15 protein-coding genes and 1 pseudogene are annotated in these 18,827 nt (G+C 41.0%); 7 read left to right on the top strand and 9 right to left on the bottom strand.

Annotated elements, in window-relative coordinates; translation table 11 throughout:
- A pseudogene (locus tag AC2VE5_RS18950) lies at nucleotides 1–116 on the top strand (IS1 family transposase); the annotation flags it as partial.
- A gap of 339 nt (nucleotides 117–455) precedes the next feature.
- The gene (locus AC2VE5_RS18955; protein ID WP_486889263.1) at nucleotides 456–827 is read left to right on the top strand and encodes a hypothetical protein; all 372 of its coding nucleotides are present in this window, start codon (nucleotides 456–458) and stop codon (nucleotides 825–827) included.
- 41 nt (nucleotides 828–868) lie between these two features.
- Here the strand turns inward: AC2VE5_RS18955 and AC2VE5_RS18960 are convergent, their stop codons facing one another.
- The 3 genes from AC2VE5_RS18960 to AC2VE5_RS18970 form a co-directional block, all read right to left on the bottom strand.
- Complete coding sequence (locus AC2VE5_RS18960; RefSeq protein WP_486889264.1) at nucleotides 869–1,666, bottom strand: peptidoglycan recognition protein family protein; 798 nt, start codon at nucleotides 1,664–1,666, stop codon at nucleotides 869–871.
- Nucleotides 1,667–1,705: 39 nt separating this feature from the next.
- Nucleotides 1,706–2,827 (bottom strand): DNA replication/repair protein RecF, encoded by a 1,122-nt coding sequence (gene recF / locus AC2VE5_RS18965; protein ID WP_486889265.1) that lies wholly within the window; start codon nucleotides 2,825–2,827, stop codon nucleotides 1,706–1,708.
- A gap of 80 nt (nucleotides 2,828–2,907) precedes the next feature.
- Nucleotides 2,908–5,712: a cation-translocating P-type ATPase gene (locus tag AC2VE5_RS18970; RefSeq protein ID WP_486889266.1), complete on the bottom strand. Its 2,805-nt coding sequence runs from the start codon at nucleotides 5,710–5,712 to the stop codon at nucleotides 2,908–2,910.
- Between the two features lie 239 nt (nucleotides 5,713–5,951).
- Between AC2VE5_RS18970 and AC2VE5_RS18975 the strand changes: the two genes are divergently transcribed.
- The 3 genes from AC2VE5_RS18975 to rpsU all read left to right on the top strand — a co-directional run bounded on the left by AC2VE5_RS18975 (nucleotide 5,952) and on the right by rpsU (nucleotide 8,474).
- Nucleotides 5,952–7,622, top strand: coding sequence for a transglutaminase domain-containing protein (locus AC2VE5_RS18975; protein WP_486889267.1), 1,671 nt, complete (start codon nucleotides 5,952–5,954; stop codon nucleotides 7,620–7,622).
- 183 nt (nucleotides 7,623–7,805) lie between these two features.
- Nucleotides 7,806–8,123: an RNA recognition motif domain-containing protein gene (locus AC2VE5_RS18980; protein WP_486889268.1), complete on the top strand. Its 318-nt coding sequence runs from the start codon at nucleotides 7,806–7,808 to the stop codon at nucleotides 8,121–8,123.
- A gap of 171 nt (nucleotides 8,124–8,294) precedes the next feature.
- Nucleotides 8,295–8,474 (top strand): 30S ribosomal protein S21, encoded by a 180-nt coding sequence (gene rpsU, locus AC2VE5_RS18985; RefSeq protein ID WP_009632535.1) that lies wholly within the window; start codon nucleotides 8,295–8,297, stop codon nucleotides 8,472–8,474.
- An 88-nt stretch (nucleotides 8,475–8,562) separates the two neighbouring features.
- On the opposite strand, the gene pth is transcribed toward rpsU, so the two are convergent.
- The 3 genes from pth to psbH form a co-directional block, all read right to left on the bottom strand.
- Nucleotides 8,563–9,198 (bottom strand): aminoacyl-tRNA hydrolase, encoded by a 636-nt coding sequence (pth, locus tag AC2VE5_RS18990; RefSeq protein ID WP_486889269.1) that lies wholly within the window; start codon nucleotides 9,196–9,198, stop codon nucleotides 8,563–8,565.
- Nucleotides 9,199–9,216: 18 nt separating this feature from the next.
- Nucleotides 9,217–9,531 carry a TatA/E family twin arginine-targeting protein translocase gene (locus tag AC2VE5_RS18995; RefSeq protein ID WP_486889270.1) on the bottom strand — a complete coding sequence of 105 codons (315 nt, stop codon included), beginning with the start codon at nucleotides 9,529–9,531 and terminating at the stop codon, nucleotides 9,217–9,219.
- Between the two features lie 130 nt (nucleotides 9,532–9,661).
- Nucleotides 9,662–9,871, bottom strand: a complete 210-nt coding sequence (gene psbH, locus AC2VE5_RS19000) for a photosystem II reaction center phosphoprotein PsbH (protein WP_009632532.1) — start codon at nucleotides 9,869–9,871, stop codon at nucleotides 9,662–9,664.
- 85 nt (nucleotides 9,872–9,956) lie between these two features.
- Between psbH and psbN the strand changes: the two genes are divergently transcribed.
- A complete protein-coding gene (gene psbN, locus AC2VE5_RS19005; protein WP_486889271.1) occupies nucleotides 9,957–10,088 on the top strand; it encodes a photosystem II reaction center protein PsbN in 132 nt (43 codons plus the stop codon).
- Between the two features lie 118 nt (nucleotides 10,089–10,206).
- Here psbN and AC2VE5_RS19010 read toward each other — a convergent pair whose 3' ends face one another.
- On the bottom strand, nucleotides 10,207–13,425 hold the full coding sequence (locus tag AC2VE5_RS19010) for an alpha-mannosidase (protein ID WP_486889272.1): 3,219 nt from the start codon (nucleotides 13,423–13,425) through the stop codon (nucleotides 10,207–10,209).
- A 92-nt stretch (nucleotides 13,426–13,517) separates the two neighbouring features.
- Here AC2VE5_RS19010 and AC2VE5_RS19015 point away from each other — a divergent pair, with 92 nt between their 5' ends.
- A complete protein-coding gene (locus AC2VE5_RS19015) occupies nucleotides 13,518–14,936 on the top strand; it encodes a hypothetical protein (protein WP_486889273.1) in 1,419 nt (472 codons plus the stop codon).
- Between the two features lie 68 nt (nucleotides 14,937–15,004).
- Here AC2VE5_RS19015 and AC2VE5_RS19020 read toward each other — a convergent pair whose 3' ends face one another.
- Nucleotides 15,005–17,029: a cytochrome-c peroxidase gene (locus tag AC2VE5_RS19020; RefSeq protein ID WP_486889274.1), complete on the bottom strand. Its 2,025-nt coding sequence runs from the start codon at nucleotides 17,027–17,029 to the stop codon at nucleotides 15,005–15,007.
- Between the two features lie 625 nt (nucleotides 17,030–17,654).
- Nucleotides 17,655–18,635 carry a hypothetical protein gene (locus AC2VE5_RS19025; RefSeq protein WP_486889275.1) on the bottom strand — a complete coding sequence of 327 codons (981 nt, stop codon included), beginning with the start codon at nucleotides 18,633–18,635 and terminating at the stop codon, nucleotides 17,655–17,657.
- Nucleotides 18,636–18,827: the final 192 nt, after the last annotated feature.

Raw genomic sequence — 18,827 nt, forward strand, 5'->3', positions numbered from 1 at the left:
ACTTCAATTGGATTTGGCAGCATAGTCGGTTCAAGTCCACTGCCGCACAACGAGCAGGATTAACCTCTCGACCATGGACTTGGAATGATATCGTGACCTATCCCACAATAATCTGACGCACTACCCTTTATATCGTACTAAGTTTTCGAGTCTGTACTTGATGTTTTGTTGCTCCCAGATATAAAAATAATATTTTGATAGTTAAAATTGAGTCAAGTATATTTATTTTTTTAATAATTGTTTAGCTAACGTATTTAATTATACATTGAGTAAATTGAGCGAACTATTAATTTATAGTTTTATTAAATTTATCAAGCGAGTAAATTTGTTGTGGCAGCAAGCTGCGACCTTTAATCAATAAATTGCCAAGGATTCTACAACCTATAGTAGATGCAATATTAAAGATAGGTGAATCAGGATTAATAAGTAGGTATTAAGCATTTAAAGGTAGCACTATGGATAGCAGTAAGATTATTGAACAGTATTTAGCAGTTGATAATAATGTTACTCCCACAAATCAAATTGATGTAAAAGGCGAACAGGAAAAACCTTTAGAACCTCTTGCCTCTGATTCCATCATGTTTTGGGGAATTGCTGGTTTTATTACTTGTTGGTTAGCAATCTTTTTTATGCTTTCTAAAAGACTAAGAGCTACCCGCAAACAACCTCCTATTAATATTCAAGTCTTACATCAGATCCCTTGCAAAAAATGCAAGTTTTACTCTAACGATCCTCATCTTAAATGTGCAGTAAATCCATCTGTTGTTCTTACAGAAAAATCAATAGATTGTTCCGATTACTGTGCTAAAGAAAATAAATTATCCTAACTACGAAATATTTTTTTCAAGTCTTAAGCTAAGCTTATTTGTTATCGCCGATAAGATTTTAGCAAGCTAAGAAATTTTCCCGAATTAAAACTTCTAGGATCGATTCTTCTGCCCGAACGATCGACAGCTTTATGAGTAGTAATGCGAGCTTCTGGAACGCTACTTTGAGCAATTAGCCAAGCGAGGGAATTGTATTGCAATTGGGTATAACCGCTATGATTTTTGGTGTTGTTTCGACCGTCTAGCGGGGTTTCAAAAGCAACGTGATAAGCAAAATTATTCACTGAAGGGGGAAATTGTAAATGCGTCTTTACAGTTTCAATTCCCTTTGTACCTCTAAATATAGAATTTCCTGCACCAAAAGCGCGAAACTCTCGCGGAACGATGTAAATAATTGTGCCATCTAACTTAATTAAAGTGTGATAGCTAACTTGAGCATTTTCATTAGTATGAGGAGTTTGAAAATTGTTTATAGCACTTGTAGCAGAATTAACAGTTTCGTGAATAACTATAATTGGTTGATTGTTTACAGCTACACCATTAACATCTCGATCGTAACGCGGTCCGTAGTTGTTGGGATGCGCCCAGCTAATTTCGTATCTAGGTTGATAATTCGCTGCAAATTCAACTTTGTTAATTTGTGGGCTAGGAGTAGTTTGAGTAACTTTTTCGGGCGCGACAATTGGACTACTAGCAATGTTGTTAGGTATCACAGGCATTGATGCGATCGCTGGGCTTTCCTGGGGCTTTTTTTGCCCAATAATTGCAATCAAAACTATTAGAGCGGCTAACTGAGAAAAAATTAACAATCCTCTAACGAGCCAAACATTACCCCTCATATTCTCACTGCTTAAATCTATTAATTATTATAATTGGTTCTATATTCGGGTTGAGATTTGTCCAGCGCGGACAGCAAGAACTTGTGAAGATTTTAACCACTGAGCATCAAAAGAGCCGAGATGAGTCGTAGTAATTAGCGTTTGAAATCGGTCTTGGATAGCATCAAGCAGTTGATTTTGACGGTTTAAATCTAACTCTGCTAAGACATCATCAAGTAATAATAAAGGAGGTTCGCCGACTACTTCTTCAATTAATTTTAGTTCTGCAAGTTTGAGTGCTAAGACAAGAGTACGCTGCTGACCTTGAGAACCATAAGCTCTAGCAGGAGTTTGATTAATTATTAGCTCAATTTCGTCGCGGTGGGGACCAACTAAAGTAGTACCTTGATGCTGTTCGGCGACTTCTCTAGTTGCAATTTTAGCCAAAAAAGCTTGCTGTACTTGTTCGGGTTCGTTTTGTTCTAGAGATATATTTGGCGCATATTGTATTTCTAATCTTTCGGTACTACCACTAATGCTAGAGTGCCAAGCAGAAGCAATCGGTGCTAACCTTTCGACAGCCCGCGATCGCCTTCTTGTGACTCTAGAACCTGCAAGAGCTAGTTGTACGTTCCAGAGCGCCAGTTCTTGTTCGCGATTTTTAATACCTAGTTCTTGAGTTGTTTTTAGAAAAGCATTACGCTGTCGCAATACTTGATTGTACTGCTGCAAAATGTAAGCATAAATTGGTTCTAGCTGAATTAATAAAGTATCTAGCCAGTGACGGCGTTGTTCGGGACCACCGCGTACTAAGTCTAGATCCAAGCTAGAAAACTGCACGGCATTTAATACTCCCAAAAAGTCCAACTGACGGCGCAAAGTTTCGCTATTTTTGGCAACGCTGCGGCGACCATTGCGACGTAAGGTTATCGATAAGTCACTAATGCCATTTTGCCGCTCAATAGAGGCGCTAATTTGCCCAACAAGTTCTGCTTCTTTGACCAAATCGCGATCGCGACTGTTGCGGTGCGATCGCAAAGTAGCCAATAATTCTACAGCTTCGAGTAGATTCGACTTTCCTTGAGCGTTATCGCCGACCAAAATTGTTTTTGGGGCGAGAAAGTCTACTTTTTGATCTTGGTAGTTGCGAAATTGGCGAATTTGTAAGGTTTTGAGATACATAAGCTAGACGTAGAGGGCGCACTGGTAAAGTGCGCCCTCAAAGCAAATTTAGCGAAAAAATTTCCCCCTTGCCGTCCCTATTACCCTCCCTTTTTAACTAAGCGCACAAACAATTTTTCGCCTTCAATCCAAACAAACATTAAGGCACTAAAGCCGAAACAGACCGCTAGTTCAAAGGGAGATAGGTAGTAAGTACCAAAAAATTGTTGCAATGGTGGAACGTAAACAAGTAATAGTTGCAAGAACGTTGTGACTACGACAGCACCAAGCAAAAAGGGATTGGAAAAAGGATTTAGTTCCATAGTTAGCTGCGTATTGGAACGAATGGCGATCGCGTGACCCATTTGCGCAATACATAAAGTCGTAAATACCATTGTTTTCCACGTGTTGGGATCGCGAGGATAACCAGGGGCGTTGGTATAGCTGTAAGCCCAGACCATTAGAGCGATCGTAATGATGGCAAAGACAATCCCAATTCGCACCATATAAGAACCCAATCCCCTCGCAAAAATACTCTCGCGCGGATTGAAGGGGGGACGATTCATCACGTTTGGTTCGGCGGGTTCTACAGCAAGAGCGAGGGCGGGTACGCCATCAGTAACTAAGTTCATCCACAAAATTTGTAATGGACTTAAGGGAATGCCACTTAGTCCCAAAATCGGTGCGGCGGCGATCGTAATTACTTCCCCAATATTGCTACCCAAAATGTACTTAATAAAGCGGCGAATATTGGTGTAAACAACCCTACCTTCTTCGGTCGCGGCGACGATAGTAGCAAAGTTGTCATCTAGTAGCACCATATCACTAGCTTCTTTGCTCACATCTGTACCTGTGATGCCCATAGCAATACCAATATCGGCTTGTTTAAGTGCGGGAGCATCGTTGACTCCATCCCCCGTCATAGCGACGAATCTCCCCCGCTTTTGCAACGCTTGGACAATGCGTAATTTGTGTTCGGGGGAAACTCTAGCGTAAATGCTGACTAAATCTACTTGCTGCTCTAGTTCCTCTTGACTCATCCGCTCCAATTCTTGCCCAATTAAAACGCGATCGCCTGCTTGGGCGATTCCTAAGTCGGCGGCGATAGCTTGTGCTGTGAGTTGGTGATCTCCGGTAATCATAATTGGACGGATTCCGGCGAGGCGACACTTTGCTACTGCGTCTCGTACTTCTGGGCGCGGCGCGTCGAGCATTCCGACTAAACCCAGCCAAACTAGCCCAGCTTCTTCGGTTTCTTGGGAATTATCTGGGGGTATATTTGTAAGCGGTTTGTAAGCAAAACCTAATACGCGCAAGCCATTACTTGCCATTTGGTCGTTTTGACTGAGTATTTGCGCTCTCTGCTCTGGGGTAATGGGGACAATGCGATCCCCTACGTGGATGCGATCGCAACGCTCTAAGGTTAGTTCGGGGGAACCTTTAGTAAACATCAAATACTTTTCTGGCTCTAGCAAGCCATTTTGCAGCGCTTGATTTTTAACTTCGGGTTGTACGGTACAAATTACGCTCATCCGCTTGCGTTCGGAGGAAAAGGGAAACTCAGCTACGCGCGGTAAACGGGCAAGCCATTGATCTCGTTCTACTCCAGCTTTACCTGCCAATGATAGTAAAGCGCCTTCGGTGGGATCGCCGATAATAATCCATTGCCCTTGGTCTTGTTGTAAGTTGGAATCGTTACAAAGAGCGCAAGCAACTAATAATGCTTGTAATTCTGGATACTCTTGACTATTAGCTTTAGTCCCATCTATTTGAAACTCTCCTGTAGGTTCGTACCCTTCACCCGTAACTTTAAAAGAGCGGTGATTGGTGTAGGCATTTTGCACCACCATTTTATTTTGCGTCAGCGTGCCAGTTTTATCCGAGCAAATGGTTGTGACGCTGCCAAGAGTTTCTACGGCGGGGAGTTTGCGTATTAGTGCCTTGCGTTTTACCATTCGTTGGGTTCCCAAGGCAAGGGTTACGGTAATTACGGCGGGTAAGCCTTCAGGGACTACGGCAACAGCCATACTTAAAGAAACTTCTAGCAAGTCTTCAAAAGCACCCCATCCGGCGCGGAGTACGCCAATTCCTACTACTAAAGCTACTAATGCTAAAGAGCCAGAAACTAGGACATTGCCTAGTTGTTCCATTCTTTTTTGCAAGGGTGTAGGTTCGCTCTCCACCGACTGCAACAGCGTTGCAATCCGCCCCAGTTCGGTGTGCATTCCCGTACCCGTAACGATCGCTTTGGCTCGTCCTTGGACGATTTCTGTCCCTTGAAATACTAAGTTGAGGCGATCGCCCAAGGCGGTGTCTTCGGGTAAGTGCAACTCGGCTTGCTTTTCTACGGCGTGCGCTTCTCCGGTTAAAGCTGATTCCCTCACTTGCAAGTTAGATTCCTCAAGCAAGCGTCCATCGGCGGCTAACTGTACGCCCGCTTCTAGCAGCATTACGTCCCCTGGGACTAATTCTTTGGCAGCAACTTCGCTTAGTCTGCCATCGCGCAAAACTCGTACCAATGGGGAGGAAAGGCGTTTGAGGGCGGCTAGGGCTTTTTCAGCGCGGCTTTCTTGGAGGTAGCCCAAAATGCCGTTAAGAATCACAATTAAGGAAATGGCGATCGCATCTTTGGGAAAGTTGTTGCCTCGAATATCCAAAACTGCTGATACTACAGCTACAGCTATCAACATCAACAGCATGATGTTTTTGAACTGATCGACCAAAATTACAAAAGGGCTGCGTCCGGCTGTTTCCTGAAGCTCGTTTGGACCATATCGCTCCAACCTTTGCTGAACTTCAGTGGAGCTTAAACCAGCATTGCGATCGCTGTCTAGCAGTTGTAAGGTTTTGTCAACTTCCAGGTTGTGCCAGACGGCGGCTGGGTTGGGCAGAGAATTTGCAGACATGGGGGTAGTTTTTAGAAAAATACTTACTAAGAATCATAATTGAGCCACTACCAGTACAGCTAATTGAGCTTAAAAATTAAAATTCTTGGCTCAATTTATCATTTCTACTTTTTTGTGTTACTGAGACTCAAGTTATTGATGTACAGTTTAAAGTTGCGATACTTGTTCAGATTGGTATCAGATTATTAATGCTATTTGGCAATTAGTAACCTAAACTAAATCTACTAAATAAATTTAGTATGAATCCTGTAAACTCGGTTTCCCCCAGCAATGACTCGTCAAAACAAGGACGAAAAACAATTAGACCAATTGGTGCTGCCGCAATTGCTGGCATTACTTTTTTGGGCGATCGACTGCTCGCTATTGATACGGTCAAAGGGCATTTATTACAAATAGATCTTCATAGTGACAATACAACTATTCTCAATACTCGCCAAGCAACAGATTTTATTGATGTAACTGGTCTCTGTCTATGGGAGGATACTTTATGGTTCACTCAAGGCGATACAGTTTATTTCTGTCCTAGGGGAGAATTTCAACTCAAATCTTTCGTAACGTTGCCCTATCAAGCTGATGGGGTTGCAGTTTGGGAGTCAACGGTGTATGTGACTTGCCAAAAGTCCGGCTATATACTAATTTACGATCGCCATACTCGAAGGCAAATTACTAAGTTCTATGCGCCGGGGGTAGGGATAGAAAATATTACTGTGCGCGGCGAAGAAATTTGGGTAAGCGATATTACCGAACAAACCGTCTACTGTCTCGACCGGGCGACGGGAGCAATTAAGTTTAGCGTTTTAACTCCTTTTGAACGTCCTACAGGTTTAGCTTTTTATCCTAATCTTGAAACGAATGTATCTACTCTATACGTGGCTTATGCGGGAGAAGAAGCTTATATCCGCGATAATCCCAACGCCGATCCATCCCACGAGTTAACTTACCGCGATCGCACTTTTATTCATCCCCTCGATTATCACTATAATTCCCAGGGACGCTTTGCTTTATCTAACGGCTATTTAATTGAAATGTCTTATGTAGAGGAACTAGCGCCTTTAGAAGAAGTAGAGATTAAACAAGTAGAGTGGCGAATTGCTTTGCCATCTAATAGCGATCGCCAAAAAGTTAGAAGTATTGAAAGCGTTGGTTTGCCTTTTGTTGAAGAAGAAGTAAGCGGGCAAAAAGTCGCAGTATTTAAGTTTGATAGTCTCAAACCCGGCGAACGACATATATTTGGCTGGAAAGCTTTAATTGAAGTTCGCTCTATTAAGTATCGTCTTACCCCTAGAGATATCGAAAAGATCCCCGAACTTTCTGAGGAATTGACTTCGCGTTATTTGGTCGATGATGACGACTTAGCAATGGATACGCCAATTGTTACTCGTGCGGCTCGTGAAGCTATTGGTACAGAAACAAATCTTTTGCGGAAAATGTACAACATCCGTAATTATGTTTACGACCAACTTTCCTACGGCATTAAGCCCCATATTGATACCCCAGATATCGCTTTAGAAAGGGGTGTGGGTTCTTGCGGCGAGTACGTTGGTGTACTGCTGGCTTTGTCGCGTTTAAATGGCATTGCTTGCCGCACTATTGGGCGTTATAAATGTCCCCCCTTACCCGAACTCAAAAACGTTCCTCTGCAACCAGATTTTAATCATGTGTGGTTAGAATTTTACGTGCCGGGAATCGGTTGGTTGCCGATGGAATCTAACCCTGACGATGTCTCAGAAACAGGACCTTATCCATCGCGGTTTTTTATGGGTTTGGCTTGGTATCATATTGAAATTGGTAAAGGTATTACTTTTGAAACTTTTACGTCTTCTGGTGCGAAGCTAGAAGATATTTCGATTGGAGACTTGGCGATCAATCATATTCGGTTTACAATTCTTGAGGAACTAGGGAGTTTTTGAGAACTTAATCTCGTTGCAACGATTGGCTTGAAAACAAGCTATGGGTAACGATTGTGTGCTAAAGTATCAACCGTAAGTCAGATTCGGTTGAAGGCTTTGTTATTTGCTACAGAACCTTTTTTTTGTGCCGACGGGCATATCTCCGAACTGGAGCATTGTTACATTGATTTTTGGAGATATTCCATGTCGATTTATGTAGGTAATTTATCCTACCAGGTGAATGAAGAAGACATTACTGGTGTCTTCAAAGAGTACGGAAATGTGAAGCAAGTACAAGTTCCGACGGATCGTGAAACTGGTCGCCCTCGTGGTTTTTGTTTTGTAGAAATGGAAACTGAAGCTGAGGAATTGGCGGCGATTGATGCTCTAGATGGAGCAGAATGGATGGGACGCAGCTTGAAAGTAAATAAAGCTAAACCCCGTGAAGATCGTGGCGGTCGTTCTGGTGGTGGAAATCGCGGCGGCGGCAATAGATTTGATCGCGGCGGCGGCGGGTATTAAGCCAAGTAGAAAAATTGGGGCGTAGCTTTATCTAATTAAAACTCGATTGGCAAGGACTTCGCCCTGCCTTGTTTTTATTTACATTACAGCTAAACAAAGCTTGCAATTGATAGCAAATAGCCAACGACTTTTTTATAATAATGAAGTTACAGAATTTAGTAAGGAGTAAGAATGACCCAAGTTGTATTAGGCGAAAATGAAGGAATAGACTCAGCTTTACGGCGGTTTAAACGGCAGGTTTCAAAGGCAGGAATTTTGGCTGATGTGAAGTACCATCGGCATTTTGAAACGCCTCTTGAGAAGCGCAAGCGCAAATTAGTTGCAGCTAGACGCAAGCGTCGCTTCAGATAAAAGTATTATTTGTAATTGAGCAAATTTTAGTTGAAAAGAAAGCGGATGGGTCAGCAGAAACCCGTCCGCTTTCTAGTTTGGTATATTATTAGTCGCTTTTGACTAAAATACTGCGGTTGTTGTAGCGATTCATCGCTTGTTCTACTCCTTGCTTCAAGGAAAGTTCTACGCAATCAACTACCAATTTGAGAACTTCTGTAACTATGGGAGATTCTTTTGCGTCAAATTGTCCCAGCACGTAAGAAATGGTACTTGCATCATCTCCCGCTACCGCGTTTTGGGGTTTACCGATGCCTATACGCAAACGAGGGAAGTTTTGATTGCCAAGATGTGAGATCGCGCTTTTTATGCCGTTGTGACCTCCTGCCGAGCCTGATAAGCGTAAGCGAATTTTTCCGAGGGGCAAATCCATATCGTCGTAAATTATTAATACCGATGTTGGCGGCAACTTAAACCAATCGGTAACGGCGCGAATTGATTGCCCGGAACGATTCATATAAGTAAGCGGTTTAAGCAGGCGAATTTTAGTTAATTGTCGTTGTCCTTCGCCAAATTCCCCTTGGTATTTGCGATTTTCTGATAGATTAATTTGCCAAGCACGGGAAATCGCATCAATTGCCGTAAACCCGATATTATGACGAGTGCGATCGTATTTTGGTTCGGGATTGCCTAAGCCAACAATTAATTGGGGAATTACTATTTGGGAAGCAGGAGCTTCAATCATTGGAATATTTGTTAATTTTTAGCTAGGTTCGGCAGTAGTAACAGCTTGACTTTCTGCTTCTGTTGTGGATGAATGTTGAGCTATATTTTCAGCTTCGCTAGGGGCGGACGTTATTTGTTTTGGTTCAATTTCGGCAGTGGTTTTGACAGCAGTTTCTATTTGCTCGGCTTCGCGTTTGAATTCATCTTCAAATTCTTTAGAAGCGTCTTGAAAGCCGCGAATTGCCTTACCCATACTTCTACCTATTTCTGGCAGTTTTTTAGGTCCAAAAATTAGCAGCGCTACTACCATAATCAAAGCCATTTCTGGTAAACCAATTCCAAAGACATTCATATGCAATTCCTACAACTTCTTTACCGATCTTAGCTTAGGCGGAGTAGCGTCTTCGATAGCATTTGAATAAAAAACCCGGACAAGCCGGGAAAAATAAACACCACTTAAGTAAAAATGAAATTATTGCTGTTTAGTTGCCTAAAGTTGTCCAATCAGGTGTGATGTCTACTCGTTCAATCAGTAACGATGAATTGTAGATTTGCAGGATAATCAGCAAAAAGACAAAAAATAGCAGCATGAAGACAGCCATTACGGGTGTTGTTCCCCAACCACGAGCAACTTTACCGTATTCAGAGTTTAGGGGTCTGAGGATTTCTCCCAACCAAGTCCGTTGTGCCATAGTTTACCGTTTGATAAATTCTAGAAGCTTTTTTTAATGTTCTGTAATATTCTATAGGAATAGCACTCATAATTAAAATTAGGTCATGGAACCCGCAACAGTTCTTAGCATTTCCGTATTCGCAATCGTCATTGGCATTACTGGCTTGTCGATATACACGTCTTTTGGTCCTCCTTCTAAGGAATTAAGCGACCCTTTTGAAGACCACGAAGATTAAATTTCTACTTTTTTGGCTTAAAGCCGCAGTTACAGAGTGTTTAGTATGAATTGAGGCTAAACACTAAGTAATTTCTAGGTAGAGTTACAGGTGAACTATTTTCATAACCTATTGATTTCTAATCAATGCGATCGCACTTATTCGCTCGGATTACAAAATTAGCTATTTTCCAAGGCATAATATCAAAGCTTGTTTGAGTAGGACGCTCTAGAATATCTACTTGTTGAGCAATTTCTAAGCTCAAACTACTTTGCAACGATACTTTTTTGGCTATTAATCCATGACATTCATAACAGCGCAGAATCCACTCTTTGGGATTGTCTTCCGATTGTTTGAAGGCAGTTATAACTAGATTGTCGGCAGATAAATTGAGAAAACTCCCCTCTTTTGGTAGAGTTCCTGTCTTAGAGCTAGAGGTTGCTGGGAGTTGGATTACTTGCATAGGTACATTTAATTCGTAGCCGTGCCGGACGGTTTGGGCGGATTGCCAATTGCCCTCATGAGGATAAATAGCATAAGTAAATTCGTGGTGTCCTTTGTCGGCTTCGGGGTCTGGCCAACTAGCACTTCTAAGTAATGTTAGGCGTAGTTGATTTGGCTTGCTGTCGTACCCGTACTTGCAATCATTGAGCAAACTTACGCCGTAGTTGTCATCGCTCAAATCTGCCCAGCGCAAAGCTGGTACTTCCCATTTAGCTTGTTCAGTGGGTGTTGTTGGTTTAGTTGGTCTAGAAATAGTACCGAAGGGAATTTCATAGGTGGCGCTGTCGGTTTCAAAGTTGAAGGGAAAAGCGGCTTTTACTAATACTTCCCTTTCTTGAAAGTCTACGGTAGTAGCTATTTTTAGTAGTGGTGAATCCTTTTGTAATATGTAATCGCAGCAAAATTCAGAAGTGCCTATTTGTCTTACTACTCGTAAACGTGTTTGAATTGCGCCTTTTTCTAACCATTGAATAGATTTTAATTGTGCTGCTTCTAGGGGATATTGCTGGTAGTTTGGATCGATATTCCAAGCATCCCAATATTGACCGCTATCTTTGTATGCTTGGAGTTGGTTTCCGCCACTTTTATTGAGAACTTCTCTATTGTTAGTTTTGTCAAAAACACTAGCTAAATCACCACTATTACTATCAACAGTTACCCGGAGTAATTCATTTTCTAAAACCCAATCTTTTGGCTCTAAATTGTTAGTTTGGCTAGGGGGACGATTTTTTGGTAAGATACTAATGCTATTGTGGCTCGTAGTGTTGCTTATAGGTGTTAAATCTTGATTTTCTAACGTATTTGCAGGGGTTTCAGCCGTTGCAGCACTCAGCCAAAACAAGGAATAACCGACGCTCGATACTTTTTTTGCTAGAAATACTAGGGTTGTTTCGCTGGTAAGTTGGGTGAGTAATTTCTCGCCGTAATGGTTGTATACGTGCCATTTTTGCTCTGGGGTGGGTAAGGAAATCTCGACAACTTGGGAAGAAACCCAGTTAAGAGGGTTGAAGATAATAATCGGGATACTGTTGGGCTGGGGTGGCGATGGGAGAGTGATGGAAGATGCGATCGCATTCAATGACCTCTGGATCAACTCTGTTGTAACTTGCTCGACTTCTTGCCAAGCAGTGTTTGCATCTACATACACTTGGGGAATAGAGGAACCAGGTAGAATATCGTGGAATTGATTGATAAGTGTCTTTTTCCAGGCGGCTTCTATTTCTGCTTTGGGATAAGTTGAATTAGTAAGAATAGTTGCTAAGGAAGCAAATAACTCCGCTTGGTAGAGTAAAGCTTCGCATCGACGGTTAAGCCGCTTTTGATCGGCGTGAGTAGTGTAGCAACCGCGATGAAATTCTAGATATAGTTCGTCGTCCCATACGGGGAAATCAGCAGAGGAAGTTGCTTTGATGTCTTGTAAATATTCTTCGGTAGTGGCGAACTTTGGAGTCGGAAACAAAGGCGATGTTTCCCAGCGTTTGGCTAATTCCAACATATCGCGGGTAGGACCACCACCATGATCGCCAACACCAGGCAACCACATAGACGATCGCAAATTAGTTTGCTTTTCATAGTTATAAGAAAAGGCTGTCATCTTGACTGGATCTATACCTTCGCCAATAGGCGCAGACATGAGACTCAATAATTCTGTGCCATCAGGCGATCTCCACCAAAATACATCATGAGGAAATTGAGTTGTATCGTTCCAGCGCAATTTTTGGGTAACAAAATATTCAATTCCACCACTAGCAAAAATTTGAGGCAATGTTGCACAAAAACCAAAAGTATCCGGCAGCCACGCAACGGTGGAAACTTTACCAAATTTTTCTAATCCATAACGCTGACCGTACAATAATTGACGCACAATCGATTCGCCATCAATTAAATTAAGTTCTGGCTCTACCCACAAGCCGCCCACAACTTCCCAACTCCCCCCAGCTACTTGCTTTTGAATAGCAGCAAACAACTCTGGACAATGTTGTTCGATATAACTATAAATTGCTGGGGTGGAATGGCAAAAAGTTAATTGGGGATATTCTGTTTGCAGTTGTAACACTGATGTAAAAGTCCGCTTTGCAACTTCCCAAGTTTCGCTAATTGCCCACAGCCAAGCTAAATCTAAGTGAGCGTGACCAACTAAATAAATCTGTCGCTGCTTGATTTGGGGGCTAAAAATTTGCATTCTAGAGCGCAGTTGTAAAAGACTCTGCTCAAACTTGGCTTTATCTGGCAATGCTGACCAATTTAGAGCAACGTCAATTTCTAGCGGCGATTTACTGCCAATAGTTGCTAAATATTGCTGCAAAATTGCTAATTCATCAGCAACAAAACCAGGTTCGGGGACTTCCTCGTTATTTGATTGATAAATAAGTTGACTTCGCACTAACACCCCGTTGTCGTGACTGGGGCTTACAAGCCGTAACGCCACAATTATTTCTTGTTTTGGTGTTACCTGCGGACTAAGTAAAATTCTTGTCGAACAATCAAATAAATCTCCTTCTTGGATTAGTTGACCGTTAACAAAAATTTGGGCAAATTCTGCCCACCAAGTTAAAGCCAGTCGTAAAGATAAGCCTGTTAATGGATAGTTTTGTAAAGTATCGGGAACTATTATTTTTTGGACTAACCACAATACTTTTTGCCCGCTAGACCAAGAAATATGACCTTTATCGTTCAACTTTTCTACCAACCAATCGTTGCAATTCCAAGGCGCTAAATTACCTAGTGCTTGGGTAATAGAAATATCTGCTGACAATATTTGCCAGTTGGGGAGAATGTCTATTTGACTGCACGAGCGCAAACGCGCGATCGCATCCGATAATAAGTTGCTAGAAGTAGGAGTTAAATAGTGCATATTTTCGATAAAATTGGGACATATATTAAACCTGTGGAGATGCAAATTGTTTGTTGCACTCCTCACCTAAGCTAATAAGATTGGTAATTTCTATGGCTTCTGCTTCTTCTAACCGTTATCAAAGCAGACTTTTTAGCTTTATTCATAAGCAATCGCGTTTCTTGACAAACCGCCTCAATCGTGTATTGAAAACTGTGACAAATTGGATAGCGCCGATAGTATTCTATCCATCCCTGCCTCAAGAAATAAAACAAAATGTACGTCCGTTACCAAAAAGCGATTCTGCACCGCCAACAGTTGATACATCAATTGAAAAAGTCTTACTGTTAATTGAGGCTTTACCTCCAGAGGAGCCTGTAACTGCAAATCCAGTTAGAAACTTTTTAGGGTTTTTAAGCAATAAGTTTTTCCCCAAAGTTAGTTCAAAATTATCTACTAATACAAACTCTTACCAAATACTACAGTCCACAAATAATAATAGTTCTAGTTCCCTAGTCCAACGTCCTCAAGTCCGAGGAATAGCCAGCCTAATATCAAACCGTTTGCTGGTATTAGTTACTCCCCACAACGAAGTTTTAGATGTTTTAAGTAGCCAACAACAGCAAGTATTGCAAGAGCGCATTATTGGCGAAGTTGCCAATTATTGGCGCTGGCAAAGATTACTGCAATCACAACAAGACAAACTACCCGGTCAAACCTGGTTATTAGCGCCTACAAAAGTGTTTGGTAGCATAGTAAACTGGGGGCGCAAAGATAAACAGAAATTAAAGATAAGCTTTTTTTCGAATAAAGCGATCGCATCCTTAGATCGGACGATTGCAAAATTTGAAACCAATAATTTAGCCCCCGTAGCAAGTATTACTAAGGCTTTTCAAATTCAGGGATTGATTTGGGCAGCAATAGATTACTTTTTTGGCGATCGCACGGGTAAATTAATTCAACCGACTCAAACTACTATTGATAATGAATTAGCCGATCCTTGGCTAACAATGAGCGATTTATTTGGTAGTGAAGTAGTAGCAGAACAATCTTTAATTTTAGAGAGCCATAATAATTCGACTGTTTCTTACCTACCGGCAGATAAAAACTTAACTCAATCTCAAGAACTGAATAAGTATTCTTTACGCAATTTGCTTAATCGCTGGCGACATCCCATTCAAAAAGTTGATAGCAAAAACTTAACTTCCTTATCCGTAAAAAACTCTCAATCTACAACCAACTTAACTAAAATCAAGCAACAACAAACTTCTGCCCAGCTAAACAAAAATTCAAATAGCTATACTAAAAGACAAACAACAATTGCCACAAATTCACCTGCTTTAAACTTAAGTAGTAGCGTAGCTGCTAAATCCTCCGAACGCCCAGAACAGTCAGACTGGATTGAAACTAATGCAACAACAATGGGCTATGTAAAACATCCCTTAGAACAGTTATTAGAATGGTTAGATTTGGCAATATTGTGGGTAGAAAATATTTTAGTCAAGTTTTGGCATTGGTTGCAGCAGCATTAAATAATTACCATTAAAAAAGTACAGGAATTTTACCTGTACTACTAAAAATTAGCTGGATTTAGATGAATTTATAAAGCTTTCGCTGGAAAATTATCTGTACCAATACCACCATTGCGACCAACAGCAGGAATTTCTAACATATCAACGGTAGCTTTACCTGTACCGTCATTAGTGACAGAATTAGTACTGCCAGGATGACCGTTAGTGATAAACAATTGCGGGTGATCGAAAGGTGCTTTTTCAAAACGAACGCGATCGTCCGTTAGCGATTGTAAAAAAGCTACTAAAGCGTTTTGTTCATCTTCACTTAAACCAAGATTTTCAATATCAGGATCGAGATCCTTAATATTTTGTTCGTGGAAATCTCCACCTCGGTTGTAAAACTCAACAACTTGCTTGAGATTTAACTGTCCGCCATTGTGGAAATAAGGAGCAGTTAGTTCAATGTTTCGCAGACCAGGAGTTTTAAAAGAACCATCAACGGCAACTCTTTCTGTTGTACTAATTGGTGGACTCAAATTAGGGTCAGTAAACTTACCTTGTTGCGCCATCCGAGAGTCAGAAAGAGGATTGCCAAAAGGATCTTTCGCGCCAACACCTAAGTCTTCTAAAGTAGGTCGAACCCCGATGTTGTAGAAGCCATTATCGTAAACAGCCTCGCCACCATCACCCATTTCCATCCGCTCTAAACGCTCGTTTCGCACATTTCTTACAGAAGCATTGGTAAACTCTGGCCCACCATGACAGTTGATGCACTTAGCTTTACCTTCAAAAAGCTCTTTTCCTTGCTTTTGTTGAGAGGTTAAAGCGCTGCTATTGCCATCAAAATACTGGTCGATAGGTGCATTGTTAGAAACTAAAGTAGCTTCATACAGTTGAATTGCCAACCCCATAAATAACGAGAAGTTGTAATCCATTAAAGTAAACTCGTTAGTAGCCAATGCACCTTGAGGTTGTTTGAAAATTCGATTTCCGTCCGTACCGACTTGAATGATCTGCTTAGAGTCCCACCACTGACTTTGGAAAGCGTCTTGAATCATCTTCTCGTAGTTTTTCAACTTCAAGCCAGGTTTTGGTGCTTGGCTGTACTTGCCTAGTAAGCTGTCGTTTGGGTGAACAATTTGTTTTCCTAGGGGTGTAAGATACTTTAGTTTTTTACCGGTCTCTCTAGGCAACTTTTTCACTTTGACTCTGTTAAACTTTTGACCGATATCAGGAAAGACGCGACCAGTAGCAGACTCCTCAACCGAACTAAGCGGCGGTCCTACCGCCTGGGAAGCCGCAGAAGCATTGTTTAGACTGATTTTGACTTTTTGTAGCGCTGACTGCTTTGTAGGCGCTTTGAGAACGTAAGCATTGGGATCTCTAGAACCAAAAGGATTCACGCCATTAAAGTCATTTTGAGCACGTCCATCCCAGAAACTACGGAAGTTAAATATAGCGTTGATGGTGCTGGGGGAATTACGCTCTGTAACTTGGCGGACATTTGTACCGTCAATATTAAATACCTGGTCTGGCTGCACGGTGACACTATCTACCGCACTACCAGGCACAATGTCATTAAACTTAGTTAAATCCACACCTTGAGAACCAGCAACGTCATTACTATCTGCTAAAACTGTGGATTTGCGATCGCTGGGATTTGATAATTTATGAAAAGGAAAATCACCAGGCTTGAGGGTATAGTTTAGCCCACCGATATTAAAAGTTTCATCGGGATTTGAACTTCCATCAGCATTGACTCGCAACAATCCAGGACTAAGTTGATTTTTGGCTCTCGTATCTGCACCTGCGTGAAAGTGACAACTAGCGCAAGATTGCAAGCCATCGCTCCCAACTTGCATATCCCAAAATAAAGACTTTCCAAGTTCAATTGCGGCGGTTTTGTTTTTAACAAACTCTCCCAAATTGCTAGGTTCGGGAATCGATATGCTTTTTAGTGAACCTAGAGGCTGAGAAGGCGGTGTTATTTGTGCTGATACTGTGTGTCCGGCTAAGATTACCGTCATTACCAGTGCCGCGATCGCAATGTTACTTTTTAGCCGTTCTAAAGCTTTAGTTTTTAGTGCTAAAAATCTGTTTGGTGTTAGCATAATACTGCGTAAGATTCTACGCAATTTTAATACTGTTTTAGCACTTGCTTTTTTAAAATCTAATTCCAGCAAATCCTCAAGCTCCCTATACTCATTATTACTTTTTTATCGCGAAAAATTTGTTGTTTGATTTTTTACCTAACTTTTAAGTTGCGATTCTGTTACTGGCTAAAAGTAATTGTCAATCATCTCATGTACCTCAACTGAAGCCGTTTGACGACAATTATTACTAAGTTTTTCAGCCAAGTTTATAGCTAGCAAAGCAATTATTTATCCTTGCTTTACTTCAGGCTTGGTTATTATCAATAACTTAAAAGCCTTTTTACTCTGGTATTAACTTTAGCGATAAGTAAAACTTTTAGATGCAGTTTATCGATTCAGTTAGAGCAGCCATAAATCTAATTTATTAGATAGTTCTAAAGCGGGATATCAGTGCTGCACTTGTTGATAGCTATAAAGCGAATAACGTTCTTATTATTACACACAAAAAAAAATCTCAGTGTCTAACAAATGTCTAGGATATGTAAATTTTATGTCTAAGATATATGCAAAATAAAATCTCTGTCTTAAGCATTAGAAAGATTAAAAATCAGAGTATTTAGTCTGTAAGGAGTATTGACATTGTCTAAGCTACCCAAATACCTTGAGCAAAACGCATAGAATAAATAGCTAGTAAAAGAGAGAAAAAAGTAATTGTTATATAGCCCCAAAGAGGATAGCGGGATAATAAACTTCCAAAAGCGATCGCTATTGATACAATCCCATAAGCATAACGTTCTGCTGATTGAGTTCTTCCGATTGTAAAAATTATCGCTAAACTACAAAAACCATAAGCAATTAGCGTAAAACTTAGTTGAGCGCGAAAGTACCATAATAAGTAAGCACCACCAAAGATAATTGCGATATTAATTAAGGGATTGCCTGCTATTAGCCATAAAACAAACACTAAAAAGCTAGTAATATAAGTTGTTTTAACTATTCCTAAGTTAAAACGCGATCGCCATAGTAAATAACAACTGGTACAAATAATTATAAATAGAAGCGGATGCCAAGGCTCGACCATTGAGCCATGCTTCCAATTGCTTGTTCCAATCGCAACTTGCATTACCATTTTTAGCCAACTTTGACCAAAATAATCTTGGGGTGGTTGCCATGCTTTTTGGACGTGAATAAACGCTAAAGCATCCTGAAAATAAATTTGACAGTAAATACTATAAAAAACTAATCCCAAACCAGTCGCCAAACTAGCAATATAAGCAAGTTTTGCTCTATGCTCCTGCCAACTAACAAGCAGTAAGGCGGGAATTATTGCTATACCTGTAGGACGAGTAGCCGTTGTTAAAGAACCCCACAATAAAACCCACCAATATTTTTTTTGCTCAAAGGCTTGCAAGGTTGCAGAACTAAGTAATAAATACAGCCCTTCTGAGTAGATTACACTGCCGTAAAGCGAAAGGGGAAACCAAGCTAGAGCCATTGTTGTCCAACGCGCACTACTCCTTCCATAACTATTTTCTACCCAGTTATAAATCAGCAGTAACACTCCTAAAAAGGCAAGATTATTTACTAAAGTACCTGCTATGACAAAAGGTAAACCTAAGCTCATAACTGCCCGAATAAGTAAAGGAAATAACGGAAAAAAAGCTACAGCGTGATGCTGACCATCGTTAATACAGCAGTTCCTGATTGAATATAATACAGTTAAAGAGTAAACTTGAACGGAAACTAAATGAAAGCGTACTCTGTAGACCTGCGCCAAAAAGTCATTGATGCCGATAACCAGCGAGAGGGGTCACAG

Source organism: Aliterella sp. E5.1 (genome assembly GCF_057473825.1).